Genomic DNA, 21326 nt, shown 5'->3' with positions numbered 1-21326 from the left:
CATGTCCACTGCCAAAATTGCTCCTGTTGCCGAAACCAGCGGTTTCGATCTCAAACGCAGCCTGCTGGAGACTGTCGTCGCCGGCCTGCTGGCGCTCATCGTGTTCGGCCCGGTCGTCGGCGTGGTGCTCGACGGCTACACCTTCAATGCCGAGCCGCGTCGTGTGGCGTGGCTGGTTGGCGGGGTGATGGTCGGGCGCTTCCTGCTCAGCCTGTATTTTCAGAGTGCAGCGGGCAAACGCATGCTGCAAGGCTTCGACAGTGGTGGCTCGGGCGTGCATGTCAACGCGCCGGACTACAAGTCGCGGCTGCGCTACATCATTCCGGCGCTGGTGGTGATCGCCATCGTCTTCCCGATCTTCGCCAACAAGTACCTGCTGACCGTGGTCATCCTCGGCCTGATCTACGTGTTGCTGGGCCTTGGCCTGAACATCGTGGTCGGCCTGGCCGGCCTGCTCGACCTGGGTTACGTGGCGTTCTACGCGATTGGCGCCTATGGCCTGGCACTGGGCTACCAGTACCTCGGCCTGGGCTTCTGGAGCGTGCTGCCGCTGGCGGCCATCGCTGCAGCGCTAGCGGGGTGCATACTCGGCTTCCCGGTTTTACGCATGCACGGTGACTACCTGGCGATCGTGACCCTGGGCTTTGGCGAGATCATCCGCCTGGTGCTGAACAACTGGCTGTCGTTCACCGGCGGCCCGAACGGCATGCCAGCACCGTCGCCGACCTTCTTCGGCCTGGAATTCGGCCGGCGCGCCAAAGATGGCGGCGTGCCGATCCATGAGTTCTTCGGTTTCGATTACAACGCCAACCTCAAGTTCGTGTTCATCTACGCCGTGCTGTTCCTGGTGGTGCTGGCGGTGCTGTACATCAAGCACCGGCTGACCCGCATGCCGGTTGGCCGCGCTTGGGAAGCACTGCGCGAAGACGAGATCGCCTGCCGCTCGATGGGTCTTAACCACGTGCTGGTGAAGCTTTCGGCATTTACCCTCGGCGCCTCGACCGCCGGCCTGGCTGGGGTGTTCTTTGCCACTTACCAGGGCTTCGTGAACCCGTCCTCGTTCACCTTCTTCGAGTCGGCGCTGATCCTCGCCATCGTGGTGCTCGGTGGCATGGGCTCGACCGTGGGCGTGGTGATCGCGGCATTCGTGCTGACCGTGGCGCCGGAGCTGCTGCGCAGCTTCTCCGAGTACCGGGTGCTGCTGTTCGGTGTGCTGATGGTGCTGATGATGATCTGGCGGCCGCGGGGGCTGATCCGCATCAGCCGAACCGGTGTGGTCCCGCGTAAAGGAGTGGCGCCATGAGCGACGAAATCATTCTTTCGGTCGACAACCTGATGATGCAGTTTGGTGGCATCAAGGCGCTCAGCGATGTCAGCCTACAGGTCAAGCGTAACCAGATCTTCGCCCTGATCGGCCCCAACGGCGCCGGCAAGACCACGGTGTTCAACTGCCTCACCGGCTTCTACAAGGCCAGTGGCGGGCGCATCGAACTGAACGTGCGTGGCAGCCACACCAATGTGATCCAGCTGCTCGGCGAGCGCTTCCAGGCGGCGGACTTCATCTCGCCGGCGCGTTTTGCCAACCGTATGTACTACAAGATGTTCGGCGGCACCCACCTGGTCAACCGCGCCGGTCTCGCCCGTACTTTCCAGAACATTCGTCTGTTCAAGGAAATGTCGGTGGTGGAAAACCTGCTGGTGGCCCAGCACATGTGGGTCAACCGCAACCTTCTGGCTGGGGTGCTCAACACCAAGGCCTACCGCAAAGCCGAGAGCGATGCCCTGGACCACGCGTTTTACTGGCTGGAGGTGGTCGATCTGGTCGATTGCGCCAACCGCCTGGCCGGTGAACTGTCGTACGGCCAGCAGCGGCGCCTGGAAATCGCCCGGGCCATGTGCACACGGCCGAAGATCATCTGCCTGGACGAGCCGGCCGCCGGCCTCAACCCGCAGGAGACCGAGGCCCTGAGCCGCATGATCCGCGTGCTGCGCGACGAGCATGACATCACCGTGGTGCTGATCGAACACGACATGGGCATGGTCATGAGCATCTCCGACCACATCGTCGTGCTCGACCACGGCAACGTGATCGCCGAAGGCGCGCCGCAGGATATCCGCCACAACCCGACGGTGATCGCCGCCTACCTGGGTGCCGACGAAGAGGAACTGGTATGACTGCACCCATTCTCGAACTGCAGGACCTGGATGTGTTCTATGGGCCGATCCAGGCGTTGAAAAAGGTCTCGATGCACATCAACGAAGGGGAGACGGTGAGCCTGATCGGCGCCAACGGTGCCGGCAAGTCGACCCTGCTGATGTCGATCTTCGGCCAGCCGCGCGCGGCCTCCGGGCACATCGTCTACCGTGGCACCGACATCACCCGCAAGTCGTCGCACTACATCGCGTCCAACGGCATTGCCCAGTCGCCGGAAGGGCGCCGGGTATTCCCCGACATGACCGTCGAGGAGAACCTGATGATGGGCACCATCCCCATCGGCGACAAATATGCCAGTGAGGATATGCAGCGCATGTTCGAGCTGTTCCCACGGCTCAAGGAGCGCCGCAACCAGCGCGCCATGACCATGTCCGGTGGTGAGCAGCAGATGCTGGCCATCGCCCGTGCGCTGATGAGTCGGCCCAAGCTGCTGCTGCTCGACGAGCCGTCGTTGGGGTTGGCCCCGATTGTGGTCAAGCAGATTTTCTCGACCTTGCGCGAGTTGGCCAAGACCGGGATGACCATCTTCTTGGTGGAACAGAACGCCAACCATGCCTTGAAGCTGTCGGATCGGGCTTATGTGATGGTCAATGGGCAGATCCGCATGACCGGGACGGGGCAGGAGTTGCTGGTCAATGAAGAGGTGCGCAGCGCGTATCTGGGCGGGCATTGAATGAGATCCAGGGCCGCCACGCGGCCCTTTCTACGATGTGGACAACTTGTCGCCTATCTTTCTAGAGCCACGCTACGAACCCCTCGCAAGCCATTGTTTCCACAGGTTGATTCTTTTCCACGGAAAGTGTGTAGCCGCCTGTGGAAAACATGGTGGCACCTCGCTGTATGCCCCTATATTCAAGGCTTGCATGGCTTTGATTATATTTTGATCAATAGGCCGTTGTGGATGATTTTCCAGGTCTTTTCCTGCACCTGTCGAACGAGCAGCCAGAGCAACACTTGCTGTGGATAACTCTGTGAAGAACCCTTGGACAGTCCGCTGCACGCGGCATGCTTGAAAGCCTTGCGCCATCAGTAGGCAAGTGTGCAAGGACCGTGTTTCGCTGAAAGGGTTCCGCTTAGCAAGCAAGTTGCCCCCAATCTGTGGGGAAAGCCTTGTGGATAACATGCGGATAGCTGGCGCAGAGCCCTCTGCCACAGGGGTTTGCGGATAATGTACAAAAACTGACCAGTAGCGTTAACGGCTTGCTCCGCGCCCCCGGCGCGGGCATGCTGCAAGCCCTGCCGACGACAATCCACAGCGAGGATCAGCACATGACGTCCACCGTATTCATCACAGGCGCGACTTCCGGTTTTGGCGAGGCCAGCGCGCGCCGTTTCGCCGATGCCGGCTGGAAGCTGATCCTCACTGGCCGGCGCAAGGAGCGCCTGGACGCCCTGTGCGCCGAGCTTTCGGCCAAGACCGAAGTGCACGGCCTGGTGCTCGATGTGCGTGATCGCAAGGCCATGGAGCACGCCATCGCCAACCTGCCGGCGGGCTTCGACAAGCTGCGCGGCCTGGTCAACAACGCAGGCCTGGCATTGGGCGTGGATGCGGCGCAGAACTGCAGCCTGGATGACTGGGAAACCATGGTCGACACCAACATCAAGGGCTTGATGTTCACCACCCGCCTGCTGCTGCCGCGCCTGATCGCCTACGGCCGTGGGGCGTCGATCCTCAATGTGGGTTCGGTGGCGGGCAACTATCCGTACCCGGGCAGCAACGTGTATGGCGGCACCAAGGCGTTCGTCGGTCAGTTCTCGTTGAGCCTGCGTTGCGACTTGCGTGGCACTGGCGTGCGTGTCAGCAACATCGAGCCTGGGCTGTGCGAGAGCGAGTTCTCGCTGGTGCGCCATGGTGGCGATCAGGCCAAGTACGATGCTACCTACGCGGGCGCCGAGCCGATCCAGCCGCAAGACATCGCCGAGACCATCTTCTGGATCCTCAACCAGCCAGCCCACATCAACATCAACAGCTTGGAGCTGATGCCGGTGAGCCAGGACTGGGCTGGGATGTCGATCAACCGCACGAACAAGGGCTGATCCGAAGACCTATTCGCGGGGCAAGCCCGCTCCCACAGGGTACGTGGCGCTACTGATACTGTGGGAGCGGGCTTGTCCCGCGAAGACGTCAGCCCAGGCGCTTCAGGCCTTCCAAGCAGGTCGCCAAGTGATAGGGCGTAGTTGAAGGCATGTCATGTCGGCTGACAGCACCTTCACCATCCCGGCACTCATACCAGCCGCCGTCATGCAGGAACTGCTGCACCATCGCCTGCAACTGCACAGCCAACTTCCCTCCACTCCCCGACCTTAACGCCAGCGCGCGCAGATATTCGGCCTGCGCCCAGACCCGCTGGGTCGCATCGATCACCTTGCCATCCACATCGAGCATCGACAGCACGGCGGCATCTTTTACCCCGCATTGCTCGGCATAGCCGAACGCGCGATCTATCGAGGCGTGCAGCGGCGTGCCGCGCAGCAGCGGTGAGGTATCCAGCAGGTAGAACCACTCGAATTGATGGCCCGGCTCGAACCAGTTATCCACAGCACCGCGCGGTTTCTCCAGCATCAGCCCGTGCTTTGGATCGATGAAGTGCGCCTGCAGCGCATCGCACAAGCCCAAGAGCGCCTGTTGCACGCCTTCATCTTCACGCACGGCGAGGACCTGCAGGAACGCTTCTGCCAAGTGCATCTGCGGATTCTGCAGCGGCCCGCTGCCCAAGTCGGCCCAATCCTCACCAAGGCTCGCCTCGTACAGGCCATCATCACGACCGAACTGCTCGCTGACGATCTCCAGCGCTGCGTTCAACGCCGACTCCACCAGACCTTCTTGAACCTTGCCCCAGTAATGCGCGCAGGCAAACACGATGAACGCGTGGGTGTAGAGGTCCTTGCGCCGGTCCAGCGGCTTGCCCTCGGCATCGATGCTGTAGAACCAGCCGCCATGCTCGGCGTCGTGGAAATGCCGCTGCAGCGAGCGGAACAGCGCCGCGGCCCGTTCCGCCGCGCCCGGCTGCTCGATGCGACTGCTGAACAGGTACAGCTGACGCGCGCAGGCCATCGCCCGGTAGCGCTGCACCGGCAGTGGCCGGTGGTCGGCATCCAGAGCCTCGTAAGGCAGGGCCATTTCGGCGTTCCAGCCCGGGCCTTGCCAGAGCGGCACGATGCGCTCGGCGAAGTGCTGTTTGAAGCGGGCCAGTTCAGGCGGAGTGGGGCGGGGGTCGGACATGAATGCGCTCGTCACAATCGGGCAGTGCGCCATGGTAGCAGAACTGCACTTCAGCCCGGATTGCCCAGGCCCTGCCAATGCCGTGCACCGACGAAGATGAAGCGCAGCTGCTGGGTGATCTTCTCGCGCGCACTCAGTGCCTGTGGATAACCTTGCTCCGGATCATCGATCAGCTCTGGCAGGGTGGCGAACACGGTCTTCACCACCAGGTCGGCCATCACCGTCAGCGCCGCGCTGTCCAGGTGCTGCCAGCGCTTCATGCGGGCCAGGTCGGTGGCCAGGTCGTTGCTGATGCCCTGGCGCAGCCGTGCGATGGCCTGGCGCACCGCCTGCGAGCCGCCGTATTGCTCGCGGGCCAGGAACAGGAAGTGCGCGCGGTGAGCGGCGACCACATCGAGAAAAATTCGCACCGAGGCGTCGGTGATGCCACCGAGTTCGAACTCGTTGTGCCGCACCAGGCGGATGGTCTGGCGGAAGGTGTCGTCGACCTCGGCCACCAGGGCCAGGCCCAGGGCGTCCATGTCGGGGAAATGCCGGTAAAAACCGGTGGGGACGATGCCGGCGGCCTTGGCCACTTCGCGCAGGCTGATGCTGCCGAAGCCACGGCCGCTCTCCATGAGCTGGCAAGCCGCATCGAGCAGGGCCTGGCGAGTCTGTAGCTTCTGTTCGGCGCGCGGCAGCATGGTGCAAGATTCTGTGGCAGGGAAACTCGGCACTCTAGATAAAAAAACGAAGCCCGGTCAATGGACCGGGCTTGGAGGGGAGCAGGCGCTGTGCTGTAAGTTGTTCTTTTCGGTCATGGCGATCAGCTCACGCGGCTGATTTCGACCAGGCGATCCGAACCACCTTCGGCAACGCGGCCACTTTGTTCGATCAGGCGGTCCGAGCCACCTTCGGCAACACGGCCACTTTGTTCGATCAGGCGGTCCGAACCACCTTCTGCAACCCGGCCACTTTGTTCGATCAGGCGGTCAGAGCCACCTTCGGCAACACGGCCACTTTGTTCGATCAGACGGTCCGAACCGCCTTCGGCAACCCGGCCACTTTGTTCGATCAGACGATCCGAGCCGCCTTCGGCAACCCGGCCACTTTGTTCGATCAGACGGTCCGAGCCGCCTTCAGCAACACGGCCAGCGCGTTCTTGCAGACGTTCGGCGCCGCCCTCGGCAACGGTTTTCAGCGGTTGAGCGATTTCAGCGGCACTGGAGCGCGATTCGGCGGACAGGTGCTGGTCAGCAGCTGGCAGGGCGAAGGCGTTGGCAGCCAGGATGGACAGGGTCAGGGTCAGCAGATGGCGTTTCATGTTCAGGTGCTCCTCTCGGGGGCTGGAAAGTGGGTACGGAGCCAATGCTACGCCCGGTAACGCCAGAGAGAAGTTCAAATGGGTAATGGTAACAATCGACGTCATTAATAGCGGGTCATAAAGGCTCTATCACGAGTGTTTCATGGCGCGTAGTGGCTTTCTGCTGCTGTCACTGTCGGGGGTTACCTGAGCGGGGTTTCGAGTCAACGTCGAGCAAGGAGCCAGAAAAAACTTCGCTATCATGGGCCTAATCGATAAAACCCAGCGGGTTTTGATCAGTCCGAGATATGGAGTGCCATCGTTGCGCCCGTTTCATGCCAAGCCGTCAGGAGAACCACGCAATGACGCGTCCCGCCAGAATCCTCGTCTGGACCCTAACCAGCCTGCTGACCCTGCTGGCGATACTGGTGGTGGTGATCGCCACCTTCGACTGGAATCGCGTCAAGCCGCTGCTCAACGAGAAAGTTTCCGAAGCCTTGCACCGGCCTTTCGCGATTAACGGCAACCTCGCCGTAGAGTGGCGCACCGAGCCGGAAGAGGGCGGTTGGCGCGCTTGGGTGCCGTGGCCGCACTTCATTGCCGAAGACCTGACCTTGGGCAACCCGGACTGGCTCAAGGAGCCTAAGATGGTCGGACTGGAGCGCGTGGAGTTCCGCCTGGCACCGTTGCCGCTGGTGTTCCAGCAGATCGTCATCCCCCGTATCGACCTGGTCAAACCGACTGCCAGCCTCACCCGCCTGGCCGATGGGCGCGCCAACTGGACCTTCGATTTCGGCCCCAAGGACGAGAATGCAGAACCTTCGAAATGGCAGCTGGACATTGGCGCCATCGGCTTTGATCAGGGCAACGTCAGCGTCGACGACCAGACCTTGAAAACCACCATGAAGGTGCAGATCGATCCGCTCGGCAAACCCATTCCCTTCAGTGACATCGTCGGCAAGGCGAGCGCCGAAAAGGCGGCTGGCACCCAGGATTACGCGTTTGGGCTCAAGGCCCAGGGCCGCTACAAGGCCCAGCCCGTATCCGGCACGGGCAAGATTGGCGGCCTGCTGGCGCTGCAGGACGCCAGCCAGCCGTTCCCGCTGCAAGCCGACGTGCGTATTGCCGACACCCACGTGGTGCTCGCCGGCACCCTGACCGACCCACGCAACCTTGGCGCTCTGGACCTGCGCCTGCGCCTGTCCGGCGCCAGCCTGGGCAACCTCTACCCGCTGACCGGTGTGACGCTGCCGGACACGCCTGCCTACGAAACCGACGGCCACCTCACCGCCAACCTGCATGCGACTGACGGCGCAACGTTCAACTATCAGGGTTTCAACGGCAAGATCGGCGACAGCGACATCCACGGCGACCTGGCCTTCGTCGCCAGCCAGCCACGGCCCAAGCTCTCCGGCAAGCTGGTCTCCAACCAGCTGTTGTTCAAGGACCTGGCACCGCTGATCGGCGCCGATTCCAACGCTGAACAGAAAGCACGCGGTGGCGCCAGCAAGCAACCGACCGGCAAGGTGCTGCCGGTGGAAGAGTTCCGTACCGAACGCTGGCGTGCCATGGATGCTGATGTCCAGTTCACCGGCAAGCGCATCGTCCACAGTGAAAAGCTGCCGTTCAACGACCTGTCCGCCCACGTCATCCTCGAAGACGGCCTGCTGCGCCTGGAGCCACTGCGCTTTGGCGTGGCCGGTGGCAACCTGGCCTCGAAAATCCGCCTGGATGGGCGCAGCGTGCCTTTGCAGGGCCGTGCCCAGCTGACCGCGCGAGGCTTCAAGCTCAAGCAGTTGTTCCCCACGTTCGCGCCGATGCAGACCAGTTTCGGCGAGCTGAACGGCGATGCCGACATCAGCGGCCGTGGCAATTCGGTGGCGGCGTTGCTGGGCACGGCCAACGGTGACCTGCGCATGCTGATCAACGATGGCGCTGTCAGCCGCAGCCTGATGGAGATTGCCGGGCTGAACGTGGGCAACTACGTGGTCGGCAAGCTGTTCGGCGACGAAGATGTGCAGATCAACTGCGCGGCGGCGGATGTCGGCATCAAGGATGGCTTGGCGACGACGCGGCTGTTCATCTTCGATACCGAGAACGCGATCATCTACATCAATGGCACCGCCAATTTCGCCAGCGAGCAACTGGACTTGAAGATCACCCCGGAATCCAAGGGCCTGCGCCTGTTCTCGCTGCGCTCGCCGCTGTATGTACGCGGGCCGTTTGCCAAGCCCAGTGCCGGCGTGCAGGCGCTGCCGCTGGCCTTGCGCGGGGCGGGGATGGTGGCGCTGGGGGTGGTCGCGGGGCCGGCGGCGGGGTTGTTGGCGCTGGTGGCGCCGAGCAGTGGCGATGAGCCCAACCAGTGCACGCCGCTGCTGCAACAGATGAAAGCCGGCAAGGCGCCGGCTGCGGTTAAAGGGAAGAAGTGAGTGAAGGGGGGGCGCAAAGCGCCCCCGTGCGATTACAGACCTTGCAGCAGATCCGACATATCGTCCGCGTGCTCTTCTTCCTGGGCCAGGATGTCCTCGAAGATGCGCCGCGTGGTCGGGTCCTTATCACCAATGTACTGAATGATCTCGCGGTAGCTGTCGATTGCAATGCGCTCGGCCACCAGGTCCTCCAGCACCATTTCTTTCAGCGAATTACCGGCCACGTACTGGGCATGGGAATTCTTGGTCAGGTTGTCCGGGTTGAAGTCCGGCTCGCCACCCAGTTGCACGATGCGTTCGGCCAGCTTGTCGGCGTGCTCGGCTTCCTGGTTGGCGTGCTCGAGAAACTCCTTGGCCGCGACGCTCGCCTTGATCCCGCTGGCCATGAAGTAGTGGCGCTTGTAGCGCAGCACGCAAACCAGTTCGGTGGCCAGCGACTCATTGAGCAGGCGCAGGATTTCCTGGCGGTCGGCATGGTAGCCCTCGGTCACCGCGCCTTGCTCAACATGCTGGCGGGCACGCTGGCGCAGGGTTTGCACATCGGTCAGTTCAACGTTGCTCATGGTCATCTCCAAACAGATCAGGACGGTAGGTCAGGATGAAAGGGAGGCTTACGCGCCTTTTACGGCTTGGCTGTCCTCTTCTCGTTGCTTGCAAGTCTTGAAGCCCTTGGCATCGACGTGGCCGGTGGCGTCGAAACGCACGTAGTACGGCTGTTGGTGGCCGTCGCGATTCAGGATGTAGTCGTTGCAGGTGCCTCCGTGCGGCAGGTCGATCACATTCGACGGGCTGCCGCCGATGGCGATGACCTTCTGCATGGTCATGCCGTTCTCGACCTGCTTGACCAGCGGCTGATCACGGAAGGTGGCGTAGTCCACGGGGTTTTCCGGATGGCTGCCACAAGCGGCCAGGGTGGCGCTCGCCAGAAGGACTGCCAGGGTCTGCTTGTACATGGTCCCGCTCCTTGCTCAAGGGTCTGTCTGGTTTGGAACCGCGCGGCGCGTCAGGAGTTCGATTGCGATGGTCATCCAAGCCGCTGTAGTGTTGGCCGGTCGTCCACGGAGAAGGGCTCGGGATATGCAGCAGGAATTGGCCACGCGATACCCGTTGGTGCTGGTGCCGGGCATGCTCGGTTTTGTCCGGGTGCTGCTGTATCCCTATTGGTTCGGCATCGTCGCAGCGCTGCGCAAGGGCGGCGCGCAGGTCTTCCCGGTGCAGGTCTCGCCATTGCATTCCAGCGAAGTGCGCGGCGAGCAACTGCTGGCCATCATCGAAGACATCTGCCAACGCACCGGTGCCGACAAGGTCAACCTGATCGGCCATAGCCAGGGCGCCCTGAGCGCTCGCTATGCGGCTGCCAAGCGGCCTGATCGGGTGGCGTCGGTGACGTCGGTGGCCGGGCCCAACCATGGCTCGGAACTGGCTGACCATCTCGAGCGCACTGCGCCGGGCGCATCACCCCAGGGGCGCATCCTCAGGGCCGTGCTGCACGGCCTGGCGGTGCTGCTGGTGTGGCTGGAGACCGGCTGGCGGCGTGACCCGCTACCCGTCGACGTGCACGCTTCGCACCAGTCGCTGACCAGCGCCGGGGTGGCGCTGTTCAATCAGGCTTATCCACAGGGGTTGCCGGAGACCTGGGGCGGGGAGGGGGCCTATGAAGTGAACGGTGTGCGCTACTACTCCTGGTCGGGCACCTTGCAGCCGGGGCTGACCGACCAAGGGCGTAACCGCTTCGACGGCAGCAACCGCTTCTGCCGCTTGTTCGCCCGCAGCTTCGTCAAGGAAAAGGGCCATTGCGATGGCATGGTCGGGCGCTTCAGCTCGCACCTGGGGCAGGTGATCGGTGACGACTACCCGCTCGACCACCTGGACATCGTCAACCAGTCGCTCGGTGCCGTGGGCAAGGGCGCCGAGCCTGTGCGCCTGTTCACCGAACACGCCGCCCGGCTCAAGGCTGCGGGGCTTTAGCGCCGCACCGGTGTGGTCCAGCGTTCGGCAAGGATCACCCCGGCCAGGGTCAGCAGGCCGCCGATCAGGTGGTAGCGGGCCAGTTGTTCGTCGAGTACTGCAGCAGCGATCAGCGCGGTCACCAGCGGCAACAAGTTGAAGAACAGCGTGGTGCGGCTTGGCCCCAGGCGGTGCACGGCCTGCATCCACAACAGTGGCGCGATCATCGAGGCAAGCACGCAGGCGTATAGCACCAGGCCGATGTTGTGGGCGTTCAAGCCGGTCTTGTCCGAGAGCAGGAACAGCGGCAACAACACGAGGATGGCCACCAGGACCTGCAGATACAGCAACTGCAAGGGCGGCAAGCGCAGTTGCCATTTCTTCAACAGGAAGCTGTACAGCGCGTAGGCCAGCGTTGCTACGAGCATCAGCAGGTCGCCGCTGTTAAGGCCTTGCTCCAGCAGGATTCCGGGCTGGCCGGCTGAAACCACTTCGAGCACACCGAAGAACGACACCACGGCGCCCAGCAGTGCCCCATAGCTCAGGCGCTGGCCCAGCCAGGCAATGGACAGCGCCAGGGACATCAGTGGCATCAGCGAAAGGATGATGCCCATGTTGGTGGCACTGGTGATGCTCGCGGCGAAGTAGGCCAGGCTTTGGTACACGGCCATGCCCAGCACGCCGAGCACGGCTACCTTGCCCAGGTGCGGACGGATGGCCGCGCGATTGCGCCACACGGCGGGCAAGAGAAACGGGGTGAACAGCAGGCCGGCCAGCAGCCAGCGGTAAAAGCCGATTTCGGCAGGTTGGATAGCGCCGGCCGACATCTTGGTGACCACGGTGTTGCCGGCCCAGATGAGGATGGCGAAGAGGGGGAACGCGTAATTCATGCAGCAACTGACTCTTTCGTTTGGCGCGTACGCCTTGGCTGACCATTATGAGGGTCCAGGTCCGGGCAGAATGTAAAAAATCTTGTCTACACTCAGGCGCATGTCCGTGCATCGGGCACGGAACCAAGGAGATCACTCCATGAAGATGCTGCACATGCCGTTGCTGGTGTTGGCCGTGTTGTTCAGCGCGCAAGGGTTCGCCGCCACCGCGCAGCAGGAAAAGATGAAAACCTGCAACGCCGACGCCACCACCAAGGCGCTCAAGGGCGATGAGCGCAAGGCCTTCATGAGCACCTGCCTGAAGAAGGATGTGCCGCAGACCCAGCAGGACAAGATGAAGACCTGCAACGCCGACGCCAGCACCAAGGCGCTCAAGGGCGACGAACGCAAGGCCTACATGAGCGACTGCCTGAAGAAGAAATGACCTGCGCCTATGCCTGTCGGTCGAAGGCTGGCAGACTGCGGGACTTTCCGCTGTCTGCCGCCGAGGCTGTATGACCTTCACCCCCCGCCAGATTACCCTTGCCAGCTTGATCATCGTCATGGCGGGTTTACTGCTGGCCCTGCCGCTGAAGTTGCTCCCCAGCCTGCTTGCCGGGCTACTGGTGTTCGAGCTGGTCAATATGCTCACCCCACGCCTGCAACCGCTGCTCGCCGGCCAACGCGCACGCTGGCTGGCGGTGGCGCTGCTCGGCACCCTGGTGGTCACCACGCTGGCGCTGTTGATCGCCGGTGCGTTCAGCTTCCTGCTGCACGAGGCGGAGAACCCCGGTGCCTCGCTGGATAAATTCATGGGTCTGGTCGAACGTGCCCGGGGGCAGTTGCCGCCGTTCATCGAAGGCTACCTGCCGGCCAGTGCCGCCGAGTTCAAGGTGGCCATCGGTGACTGGATCAAGAGCCACCTGAGCGACCTGCAACTGGTCGGCAAGGGCATGGCGCACATGTTCGTGACGCTGCTGATCGGCATGATCCTCGGCGCCATCATCGCCCTGCAGCGCATCCCCGACATTTCCCGGCGCAAACCGCTCGCCGCGGCGCTGTTCGAGCGCCTGAGCCTGTTGGTGCAGGCGTTTCGCAACATTGTTTTCGCGCAGATCAAGATCTCGTTGCTGAACACCGCTTTCACAGGGGTCTTCCTCGCCGTGGTGCTGCCAATGTTCGGCGTGCACCTGCCGCTGACCAAGACGCTGATCGTGCTCACCTTCCTCCTGGGGCTGCTGCCGGTGATCGGCAACCTGATGTCCAACACGCTGATCACCATCGTCGGCCTGTCGTTGTCGATCTGGGTGGCGGCGGCAGCGTTGGGTTACTTGATCGTCATCCACAAGGTCGAGTACTTCCTCAACGCGAGGATCGTCGGTGGGCAGATCAGTGCCAAGGCCTGGGAGCTGTTGCTGGCGATGCTGGTGTTCGAGGCGGCGTTCGGCTTGCCGGGGGTGGTGGCGGGGCCGGTCTACTATGCCTACCTGAAGAGTGAGTTGCGGCGGGCGGAGCTGGTTTGACCTGAAAGGTGTCAGTGCCGGCCTTTTCGCGGGCAAGCCCGCTCCCACGAGTACATCACTGTTCTTGAGGGCGGTGATGTACCTGTGGGAGCGGGCTTGCCCCGCGAAAAGGGCGACACCGATGTCAGATCGAGCCGTAGCGCTTGCGCGCCTCGATCGCCAACCCGCTGCCAATGCTGCCGAAGATGTTGCCTTCCACATGCCGCGCATTCGGCAGCATCGCCGCCACACTGTTGCGCAGGGCCGGGATACCGCTGGAACCCCCGGTGAAGAACACCGTGTCCACCTGGCCTTCACTCACGCCGGCCTTGGCCAGCAACTCGGTCACGCTGCCGCGCACCCGCTCCAGCAGCCCTTCGATAGCGCCTTCGAACAGCGCACGGGTCAGGTCCACGCCCAATTCACGCTCGACACGGCCGAAGTCGATACGGCGGCTTTCCTGATCGGTCAGATCGATCTTGCTGGCCTCCACTTCCATCGCCAGCCAGTGGCCCGCGCGCTGCTCGATCACCTTGAACAGACGGTCGATGCCCAGGGTGTCCTCGATGTCGTAGCGCATGTTGCCCAGCGCCAGCTGCGATTTTTGCGAGTACACAGCGTTGATGGTGTGCCAGGTGGCCAGGTTGAGGTGGTAGCTGGTGGGCATCAGCGCGCCGCTCTTCATCCGGCTGCCATAGCCGAACAGCGGCATCACGCCCTGCAGGCTCAGCTGCTTGTCGAAGTCGGTGCCGCCGATGTGCACGCCGCCGGTGGCGAGGATGTCGCTCTGGCGCTCGGCCACCAGGTGGCGCTCGGGCGACAGGCGGATCAGAGTAAAGTCCGAAGTACCGCCGCCGATATCGACGATGAGCACCAGCTCTTCACGGCTGATGCCCGACTCGTAGTCGAACGCCGCGGCGATCGGTTCGTACTGGAATGACACGTCCTTGAAGCCGATCTTGCGCGCTACGTCGGCCAGGGTGTCCTCGGCCTCCTGGTCGGCGGCCGGGTCTTCGTCGACGAAGAACACCGGGCGGCCCAGCACCACTTGGTCGAAGCTGCGATCGGCAGCGGTTTCGGCGCGCTTTTTAAGCTCGCCGATGAACATCCCCAGCAAGTCCTTGAACGGCAGAGCGCTGCCCAGCACGCTGGTATCGTGCTTGATCAGCTTGGAACCCAGCAGGCTCTTGAGCGAGCGCATCAGGCGGCCCTCGTAGCCTTCCAGGTATTCGTGCAGCGCCAGCCGGCCATACACCGGGCGACGTTCTTCGATATTGAAGAAGACCACCGAGGGCAGGGTGATCTTGCCGTCTTCCAGGGCGATCAGCGAATCGACGCCAGGGCGGTGCCAGCCGACCGTGGAGTTGGAGGTGCCAAAGTCGATGCCAAGGGCGCTGGCCGGGGATACGTCAGACATGGGAAAAGGGTTTCCGGAGGCAAAACGGCCGCGCAGTTTATGCCACTTGGCTGAAGAATCAAGACCGGTCGTCTGCCATGGAGCAAAGCCAAGCGAACCTTGAAAGGCTATGCTTGGACCCTATCTTCAGATGCAACACGAAACTTCACACTGGTGATCCATAGATGGACTTCAAAGACTATTACAAGATACTCGGCGTAGAGCCCACGGCGGACGACAAGGCAATCAAGGCTGCGTACCGCAAGCTGGCGCGCAAGTATCACCCTGACGTCAGCAAGGAGCGCGACGCCGAGGACAAGTTCAAGGAGGCCAACGAGGCCTACGAAGTGCTTGGCGACGCGCAGAAACGCGCCGAATTCGACGAGATCCGCAAGTACGGCGGCCAGCACGGCCGTCCCTTCCAGGCACCGCCTGGCTGGCAGAGTCGTGGCGGCGCGGGTGGCGCGGGCGGTGGTTTCGAAGGCGGCGATTTTTCCGATTTCTTCAGCTCGATCTTCGGCGCACGGGGCGGCAACCCCTTTGGCGGCGCCGGGCAGCAGCGCAGTGCGGGCAGGCGAGGGCAGGACGTGGAACTGGAACTGGCGATCTTCCTTGAAGAAACCCTGAGCAAGGAATCCAAGCAGATCAGCTTCCAGGTGCCGCAAACCAATGCCGCCGGCCAGCGCACCGGGTTCACTACCAAGACCCTGAACGTGAAGATCCCCGCCGGCGTGACCGACGGTGAGCGCATTCGCCTCAAGGGCCAGGGTGCGCCGGGCAGCGGTGGTGGGGCCAATGGCGACCTGTTCCTGACCATCCGCCTGGCACCGCACCCGCTGTTCGATGTCGAAGGCCAGGACCTGATCATCACCGTACCCCTGGCACCTTGGGAAGCAGCGCTGGGCACCAAGGTGGCGGTGCCGACCCTGGACGGCAAGATCAACCTGACCATCCGCCCCGACAGCCAGAGCGGCCAGCGCCTGCGCGTGCCGGGCAAAGGCCTGGTTAACAAGCAGGGCGAGCGCGGCAACCTGTACGCGCAGCTCAAGGTGGTCATGCCACCCGCATCCGACGACGCTACCCGTGAACTGTGGGCCAAGCTTTCCGAGAAGGCCGCGTTCAACCCGAGGACTCAATGGAGTAAGTGATCATGAGCAGCACCCTGATCGTTCAACTGGACATGCGCACCCTCTGCCAGGAGGCCGACATCACCACGGATTACGTGATCGAGATCGTCGAACACGGCATCGTTGAACCCCAGGGGCGAACGCCGGAGGACTGGCTGTTCGACGATCAGGCGCCGCTGTTGGCAAAGCGCGCGGCGAAGCTGCATCAGGAGCTGGAACTGGAGTGGGAAGGGGTAGCGCTGGCGCTGGAGCTGCTGCAGGAAGTGCAGCAGTTGCGCAGTGAGAACAGCATGTTGAAGCAGCGGTTGGGCAGGTTTACCCAGATGTGATTGGGTCAGTTCCGGCCTCTTCGCGGGCAAGCCCGCTCCCACAAGTACCCCACTGAATTTGAAGGCAGTGGTGAACTTGGACTGCCCCCAAGGGTTGGATTGGTGTCCAACTTCTTGGGGGCAGTCCAACCTGTGGGAGCGGGCTTGCCCGCGAAGCGGCACAGCCAACATCAAACTCAGGCCGGCTCGGCCCCTGGGTTCAGCATCAGCTGCATGAAAGTCAAATCCAGCCAGCGTCCGAACTTCACCCCCACCTGCGGCATCTGCCCGGTCACCATGAACCCCAGCCGCTCATGCAGGCGCACCGACGCTTCATTCCCGCTCTCGATGGCCGCCACCATCACATGCTTGCCACACCCCCGCGCCCGCTCGATCAGCGCCGCCATCAACTGCGGGCCCAACCCTTTGCCGCGCTGGTCGCCACGGATATACACCGAATGCTCCACAGTTTGCCGAAACCCTTCGAACGGCCGCCAGTCGCCAAACGACGCGTAGCCGAGCACGCCGGTGTCATCCACCGCCACCAGGATCGGATAACCCTGTTGCGCCCGAGCCTCGAACCAGGCCTGGCGATTGCCCAGGTCAACGGGGGTTTCGTTCCAGATCGCCGTGGTGTTGCGCACCGCGTCGTTGTAGATGTCGAGAATGCCCGGCACGTCGGCGGGCAGGGCGTCGCGGATTTCGTGGCTCATTGCAGCGTCTCACAAGGTCGATGGGCGCAGATTAAATGGTTACCAGCCCGCGCACACCCTCGGCCTGCATGTTTTCGCCACGCCCGCGCTGAATGATTTCGCCACGGGCCATGACCAGGTACTGGTCGGCCAGCTCTTCGGCAAAGTCGTAGAACTGCTCGACCAGCAGGATCGCCATGTCGCCACGCTCGGCCAAGCGCCGGATCACCGCGCCGATTTCCTTGATCACCGAGGGCTGGATGCCTTCGGTGGGCTCGTCGAGGATCAGCAGGCGTGGCCGGCTGGCCAGGGCACGGCCGATGGCCAGCTGTTGCTGCTGACCGCCGGACAGGTCGCCGCCGCGGCGCTGCTTCATCTGTTCCAGCACCGGGAACAGCTCGTAGATGAAGGCGGGTACGTCCCGCGCCTCCCGGGCGCAAAAGCGCGACAGGCCCATCAGCAGGTTTTCCTCGACCGTCAGGCGCGGGAAGATTTCTCTGCCCTGGGGTACGTAGGCGATGCCGGCATGCACCCGCTGCTGTGGCTTGAGCGTGGTGATCGGCTTGCCTTCCCATTCGACGCTGCCTTCACGGGCCTGCACCAGGCCCATCAGGCAGCGCAGCAAGGTGGTCTTGCCCACGCCGTTGCGCCCCAGCAGGCAGGTGACTTCGCCGACCTTGGCCTCGAAGGACAGGCCGCGCAGGATGTGGCTGCCGCCGTAATATTGGTGCAGGGTTTCGATTTTCAGCATGTGCGCATTCCTGAAAGAGTTGCTGTGCCTGCACCGGCCCTTTCGCGGGGCAAGCCCGCTCCCACAAGTACAGCGCAGAACCTGTGGGAGCGGGCTTGCCCCGCGAAAAGGCCGGCACAGGCAACGAAGATCATCGGCCTAGATAAACCTCGACCACCCGCTCGTCCGCCTGCACCTGCGCAAGCGACCCCTCCGCCAGCACACTGCCCTGGTGCAGCACGGTGACATGGTCGGCAATGCTGCCGACAAAGCCCATGTCATGCTCCACCACCATCAGCGAATGCGTGCCGGCCAGGCTCTTGAACAGCTCGGCGGTGAACTCGGTCTCGGCGTCGGTCATGCCGGCCACCGGTTCGTCGAGCAGCAGCAGTTGCGGCTCCTGCACCAGCAGCATGCCGATTTCCAGAAACTGCTTCTGCCCGTGCGACAGCAAGCCTGCCAGGCGCTGGGCCAGAGGCAGCAGGCGCAAGGTGGTCAACACGTCCTCGATGCGCTGGCGTTGCTCGCCGCTCAAGCGTGCGGCCAGGCTGGCCCATACCGACTTGTCGGCCTTCAGCGCCAGTTCCAGGTTCTCGAACACCGTCAGCGCCTCGAACACCGTCGGCTTCTGGAACTTGCGGCCAATTCCGGCCTGAGCGATCTGGTATTCGCTCATGCGGGTCAGGTCGAGGGTGTCGCCAAAGAATGCGCTGCCGGTGTCAGGGCGGGTCTTGCCGGTGATCACGTCCATCATCGTGGTCTTGCCGGCGCCGTTGGGGCCGATGATGCAGCGCAACTCACCGACGCCGATGTACAGGTTCAGCGCGTTGAGCGCCTTGAAGCCATCGAAGCTGACGCTGATGTCTTCAAGGCTCAGCACCGTGCCGTGGCGGGTGTCGAGGCCGGCCTTGCGGCTGGCGCCCAGGCCAATGGCATCGCGGCTGGTGCCGAGGCTATCGAACACCGGTTCGAGCATGAATTCTGGATGCACGGGGGGCACGCCTCTCATGGCTGGCTCCTTTTCTTCAGCAGGCCGACCACGCCTTTGGGCAGGTACAGGGTGACCAGAATGAACAGGGCACCGAGGAAGAACAGCCAGAACTCCGGGAAGGCCACGGTGAACCAGCTTTTCATGCCATTGACCAGGCCGGCGCCGAGCAGCGGACCGATCAGCGTGCCGCGCCCGCCCAGGGCCACCCACACAGCGGCCTCGATGGAGTTGGTCGGTGACATCTCACTGGGGTTGATGATGCCCACTTGCGGCACGTACAGCGCACCGGCCAGGCCACACAGCACGGCGCTGAGCACCCACACCAGCAGCTTGAAGCCGCGCGGGTCGTAGCCGCAGAACATCAGGCGGTTTTCCGCATCGCGCACGGCGGTGAGCAGGCGGCCGAACTTGCTCTGGGTCAGGCGCCAGCACAGGTACAGGCTGGCCAGCAGCAGGCCGACGGTGAGCGAAAACAGCACCGCCCGGGTGCCTTGCGCGGCGATGTCGAAACCGAGAATGGTGCGGAAACTGGTGAAACCGTTGTTGCCGCCAAAGCCGGTCTCGTTGCGGAAGAACAGCAGCATGCCGGCGAATGTCAGCGCCTGGGTCATGATCGAGAAGTACACGCCTTTGATCCGTGAGCGGAAGGCGAAGAAGCCGAACACCAGCGCCAGCAAGCCGGGTGCCAGCACCACCAGGCACATCGCCCAGGCGAAGTGCTGGGTGCCGGCCCAGTACCAGGGCAGTTCGGTCCAGGACAGAAAGGTCATGAACCCTGGCAAGTCGTCACCCGCCGCCTGGCGCATCAGGTACATGCCCATGGCGTAGCCGCCCAGGGCGAAGAACAGCCCGTGGCCGAGCGACAGCAGTCCGGCGTAGCCCCAGACCAGGTCCAGGGCCAGGGCAACGATGGCGTAGCAGAGGATCTTGCCGACCAGCGTCAAGGTGTAAGCCGAGACCTGCAAAGCATGGTTCGCCGGCAGCAAAGACAGCAGTGGCAAGGCCAGCAGCAACAGCACGACGACGGCGCCGATGGCCAGCGTCAGACGTGGTCCGGCCTTTTGCGAAGCGGTGACAAGCAGTGGCTGGTTCATCAGTCGATTACCCGTCCCTTGAGGGCGAACAGGCCTTGCGGGCGCTTCTGGATGAACAGAATGATCAACGCAAGGATGAGGATTTTGCCAAGCACCGCGCCGATCTGCGGCTCCAGCAGTTTGTTGGCGATGCCCAGACCGAAAGCCGCCCAGAGGCTGCCGGCCAGTTGCCCGACACCGCCGAGCACCACCACCAGGAACGAGTCGATGATGTAGCTCTGGCCCAAGTCCGGGCCGACGTTGCCGACCTGGCTCAGGGCCACGCCGCCCAGCCCGGCGATGCCCGAGCCAAGGCCGAAGGCGAGCATGTCGACGCGCCCGGTAGACACACCGCAGCAGGCGGCCATGTTGCGGTTCTGGGTGACTGCACGCACGTTCAGACCCAACCGTGTGCGGTTTAGAAGCAGCCAGGTCAGCAGTACCACGGCCAGGGCGAAGGCGATGATCACCAGGCGGTTGTAAGGCAGTACCAGGTTGGGCAGCAACTGGATGCCGCCGGACAGCCACGCCGGGTTGCTGACCTCGACGTTCTGCGCGCCGAACAGCAGGCGGATGGTCTGGATCAGGATCAGGCTGATGCCCCAGGTCGCCAGCAGGGTTTCCAGCGGGCGCCCGTAGAGGTGGCGGATGATCGTGCGCTCCAGCGCCATGCCGACCCCGGCACTGACGGCGAACGCCACCGGCAGGGCGATCAGCGGGTAGAACTCGATGGCGCCTGGGGCGTAGCGCTGCAGCAGCACCTGGACCATGTAGGTGCTGTAGGCGCCGAGCATGAGCATCTCGCCGTGGGCCATGTTGATCACCCCGAGCAGGCCGAATGTGATCGCCAGGCCCAAGGCCGCGAGCAGCAGGATCGAACCCAGCGACAGTCCGCTGAAGGCCTGGCCGAGCAACTCGCCGACCAGCAGTTTGCGCTTGACCTGGGCCAGGCTGGTTTCAGCGGCCGTGCGCACGGCGGCGTCGGTTTCCGCGGCGGGTTGCAGGAGGGCTTCCAGGCGCGTGCGCGCCATGGGGTCGCCGGTTTCACCGAGCAGGCGCACGGCTGCCAGGCGCACCGCCGGCTCGCTGGCACCCAGCTGCAAGTTGGCCAGGGCCAGGCCGAGGGCGGCGTGCACGGTGCTTTCGGGTTCGCTGGCGAAGCGCCGGTCGAGGAAGGCCATCTGCGCCGGTTGTGCGCTTTTCTGCAACTGCTGAGCGGCGGCCAGGCGGGTGTCGATGCTGGCGCTGAGCAATTGGTGGCTGGCCAGGGCGTTGTCGATCAGGCCGCGCAGGCGGTTGTTCAGGCGCACTTTGCGCGTGTCGCCCTCGGCGATGCGACCCTGGCGCAGGCTTTCCAGCAGCGGCAAGCGTGCGGCGTCGGGTTGCGCCGCCCAGCCTTCGAGCAGGCGAGCCTGTTCGGCGGGCTTGGCGGTGAGGAAGAATTCGCCCTCGCTGGCCTGGGTTGCCAGGGGCAAGAGCAGCAAAAGAGTAAGCAGGAATCTGAGCATGGGGTGTTCCTGAAGAACAGAGGTGGCCTTTTCG

At 63.3% G+C, this 21326-nt stretch carries 22 protein-coding genes; 10 read left to right on the top strand and 12 right to left on the bottom strand.

Annotation, left to right across the window (positions count from 1 at the left end):
- The first annotated feature begins 1 nt into the window (after position 1).
- The 4 genes from livM (at position 2) to ACZ6YA_RS09165 (ending at position 4252) form a co-directional block, all read left to right on the top strand.
- Positions 2 to 1303 (top strand): high-affinity branched-chain amino acid ABC transporter permease LivM, encoded by a 1302-nt coding sequence (livM, locus tag ACZ6YA_RS09180; RefSeq protein ID WP_465896789.1) that lies wholly within the window; start codon positions 2 to 4, stop codon positions 1301 to 1303.
- The gene (locus ACZ6YA_RS09175) at positions 1300 to 2175 is read left to right on the top strand and encodes an ABC transporter ATP-binding protein (RefSeq protein WP_465896788.1); all 876 of its coding nucleotides are present in this window, start codon (positions 1300 to 1302) and stop codon (positions 2173 to 2175) included. Before livM ends, ACZ6YA_RS09175 begins: the two co-directional genes overlap by 4 nt.
- Positions 2172 to 2888 (top strand): ABC transporter ATP-binding protein, encoded by a 717-nt coding sequence (locus ACZ6YA_RS09170; protein WP_465896787.1) that lies wholly within the window; start codon positions 2172 to 2174, stop codon positions 2886 to 2888. The genes ACZ6YA_RS09175 and ACZ6YA_RS09170 overlap by 4 nt, the downstream gene beginning before the upstream one ends.
- 596 nt (positions 2889 to 3484) lie before the next feature.
- The gene (locus ACZ6YA_RS09165) at positions 3485 to 4252 is read left to right on the top strand and encodes an SDR family oxidoreductase (protein ID WP_465896786.1); all 768 of its coding nucleotides are present in this window, start codon (positions 3485 to 3487) and stop codon (positions 4250 to 4252) included.
- Between the two features lie 88 nt (positions 4253 to 4340).
- Here the strand turns inward: ACZ6YA_RS09165 and ACZ6YA_RS09160 are convergent, their stop codons facing one another.
- The 3 genes from ACZ6YA_RS09160 to ACZ6YA_RS09150 all read right to left on the bottom strand — a co-directional run bounded on the left by ACZ6YA_RS09160 (position 4341) and on the right by ACZ6YA_RS09150 (position 6741).
- Positions 4341 to 5438, bottom strand: coding sequence for an AGE family epimerase/isomerase (locus tag ACZ6YA_RS09160; protein ID WP_465896785.1), 1098 nt, complete (start codon positions 5436 to 5438; stop codon positions 4341 to 4343).
- A gap of 50 nt (positions 5439 to 5488) precedes the next feature.
- The gene (locus ACZ6YA_RS09155) at positions 5489 to 6121 is read right to left on the bottom strand and encodes a TetR family transcriptional regulator (RefSeq protein ID WP_403134261.1); all 633 of its coding nucleotides are present in this window, start codon (positions 6119 to 6121) and stop codon (positions 5489 to 5491) included.
- A 122-nt stretch (positions 6122 to 6243) separates the two neighbouring features.
- Entirely contained in the window at positions 6244 to 6741 is a 498-nt protein-coding gene (locus ACZ6YA_RS09150) for a phage infection protein (RefSeq protein WP_465896784.1), read from the bottom strand.
- A 341-nt stretch (positions 6742 to 7082) separates the two neighbouring features.
- On the opposite strand from ACZ6YA_RS09150, the gene ACZ6YA_RS09145 reads away from it, so the two are divergent.
- Entirely contained in the window at positions 7083 to 9149 is a 2067-nt protein-coding gene (locus tag ACZ6YA_RS09145) for an AsmA family protein (RefSeq protein ID WP_465896783.1), read from the top strand.
- A gap of 32 nt (positions 9150 to 9181) precedes the next feature.
- On the opposite strand, the gene ACZ6YA_RS09140 is transcribed toward ACZ6YA_RS09145, so the two are convergent.
- On the bottom strand, positions 9182 to 9712 hold the full coding sequence (locus tag ACZ6YA_RS09140; protein ID WP_400796899.1) for a ferritin-like domain-containing protein: 531 nt from the start codon (positions 9710 to 9712) through the stop codon (positions 9182 to 9184).
- 48 nt (positions 9713 to 9760) lie between these two features.
- Complete coding sequence (osmE, locus tag ACZ6YA_RS09135) at positions 9761 to 10102, bottom strand: osmotically-inducible lipoprotein OsmE (protein WP_465896782.1); 342 nt, start codon at positions 10100 to 10102, stop codon at positions 9761 to 9763.
- Positions 10103 to 10226: 124 nt separating this feature from the next.
- Between osmE and ACZ6YA_RS09130 the strand changes: the two genes are divergently transcribed.
- The gene (locus ACZ6YA_RS09130; protein WP_465896781.1) at positions 10227 to 11117 is read left to right on the top strand and encodes an alpha/beta fold hydrolase; all 891 of its coding nucleotides are present in this window, start codon (positions 10227 to 10229) and stop codon (positions 11115 to 11117) included.
- Here the strand turns inward: ACZ6YA_RS09130 and ACZ6YA_RS09125 are convergent.
- Positions 11114 to 11986, bottom strand: a complete 873-nt coding sequence (locus ACZ6YA_RS09125; RefSeq protein ID WP_465896780.1) for a DMT family transporter — start codon at positions 11984 to 11986, stop codon at positions 11114 to 11116. The two genes, ACZ6YA_RS09130 and ACZ6YA_RS09125, sit on opposite strands and share 4 nt — an antisense overlap.
- 139 nt (positions 11987 to 12125) lie before the next feature.
- On the opposite strand from ACZ6YA_RS09125, the gene ACZ6YA_RS09120 reads away from it, so the two are divergent.
- Both ACZ6YA_RS09120 and ACZ6YA_RS09115 read left to right on the top strand, forming a co-directional pair.
- Positions 12126 to 12410 (top strand): PsiF family protein, encoded by a 285-nt coding sequence (locus ACZ6YA_RS09120; RefSeq protein ID WP_465896779.1) that lies wholly within the window; start codon positions 12126 to 12128, stop codon positions 12408 to 12410.
- A gap of 70 nt (positions 12411 to 12480) precedes the next feature.
- A complete protein-coding gene (locus ACZ6YA_RS09115; protein WP_403134277.1) occupies positions 12481 to 13488 on the top strand; it encodes an AI-2E family transporter in 1008 nt (335 codons plus the stop codon).
- Positions 13489 to 13612: 124 nt separating this feature from the next.
- Here the strand turns inward: ACZ6YA_RS09115 and ACZ6YA_RS09110 are convergent, their stop codons facing one another.
- Positions 13613 to 14884: an Hsp70 family protein gene (locus ACZ6YA_RS09110; RefSeq protein WP_465896778.1), complete on the bottom strand. Its 1272-nt coding sequence runs from the start codon at positions 14882 to 14884 to the stop codon at positions 13613 to 13615.
- Positions 14885 to 15048: 164 nt separating this feature from the next.
- On the opposite strand from ACZ6YA_RS09110, the gene cbpA reads away from it, so the two are divergent.
- Both cbpA and ACZ6YA_RS09100 read left to right on the top strand, forming a co-directional pair.
- Positions 15049 to 16011 carry a curved DNA-binding protein gene (cbpA, locus tag ACZ6YA_RS09105; protein WP_465896777.1) on the top strand — a complete coding sequence of 321 codons (963 nt, stop codon included), beginning with the start codon at positions 15049 to 15051 and terminating at the stop codon, positions 16009 to 16011.
- 2 nt (positions 16012 to 16013) lie between these two features.
- Positions 16014 to 16319, top strand: coding sequence for a chaperone modulator CbpM (locus tag ACZ6YA_RS09100; protein ID WP_465896776.1), 306 nt, complete (start codon positions 16014 to 16016; stop codon positions 16317 to 16319).
- Between the two features lie 176 nt (positions 16320 to 16495).
- Here ACZ6YA_RS09100 and ACZ6YA_RS09095 read toward each other — a convergent pair whose 3' ends face one another.
- From ACZ6YA_RS09095 to urtB, 5 genes are all read right to left on the bottom strand, one after another.
- Entirely contained in the window at positions 16496 to 17011 is a 516-nt protein-coding gene (locus tag ACZ6YA_RS09095) for a GNAT family N-acetyltransferase (protein WP_465896775.1), read from the bottom strand.
- Positions 17012 to 17042: 31 nt separating this feature from the next.
- Positions 17043 to 17741, bottom strand: coding sequence for an urea ABC transporter ATP-binding subunit UrtE (gene urtE / locus ACZ6YA_RS09090; RefSeq protein ID WP_465896774.1), 699 nt, complete (start codon positions 17739 to 17741; stop codon positions 17043 to 17045).
- Positions 17742 to 17871: 130 nt separating this feature from the next.
- Positions 17872 to 18729, bottom strand: a complete 858-nt coding sequence (gene urtD, locus ACZ6YA_RS09085) for an urea ABC transporter ATP-binding protein UrtD (protein ID WP_465896773.1) — start codon at positions 18727 to 18729, stop codon at positions 17872 to 17874.
- Positions 18726 to 19805, bottom strand: coding sequence for an urea ABC transporter permease subunit UrtC (urtC, locus tag ACZ6YA_RS09080; RefSeq protein ID WP_465896772.1), 1080 nt, complete (start codon positions 19803 to 19805; stop codon positions 18726 to 18728). The genes urtD and urtC overlap by 4 nt, the downstream gene beginning before the upstream one ends.
- Positions 19805 to 21292, bottom strand: coding sequence for an urea ABC transporter permease subunit UrtB (urtB, locus tag ACZ6YA_RS09075; RefSeq protein ID WP_465896771.1), 1488 nt, complete (start codon positions 21290 to 21292; stop codon positions 19805 to 19807). Before urtB ends, urtC begins: the two co-directional genes overlap by 1 nt.
- Between the last annotated feature and the right edge of the window lie 34 nt (positions 21293 to 21326).

This window comes from Pseudomonas sp. NPDC090752 (assembly GCF_055584805.1).
This window is presented reverse-complemented; position numbering and strand designations above follow the sequence as displayed.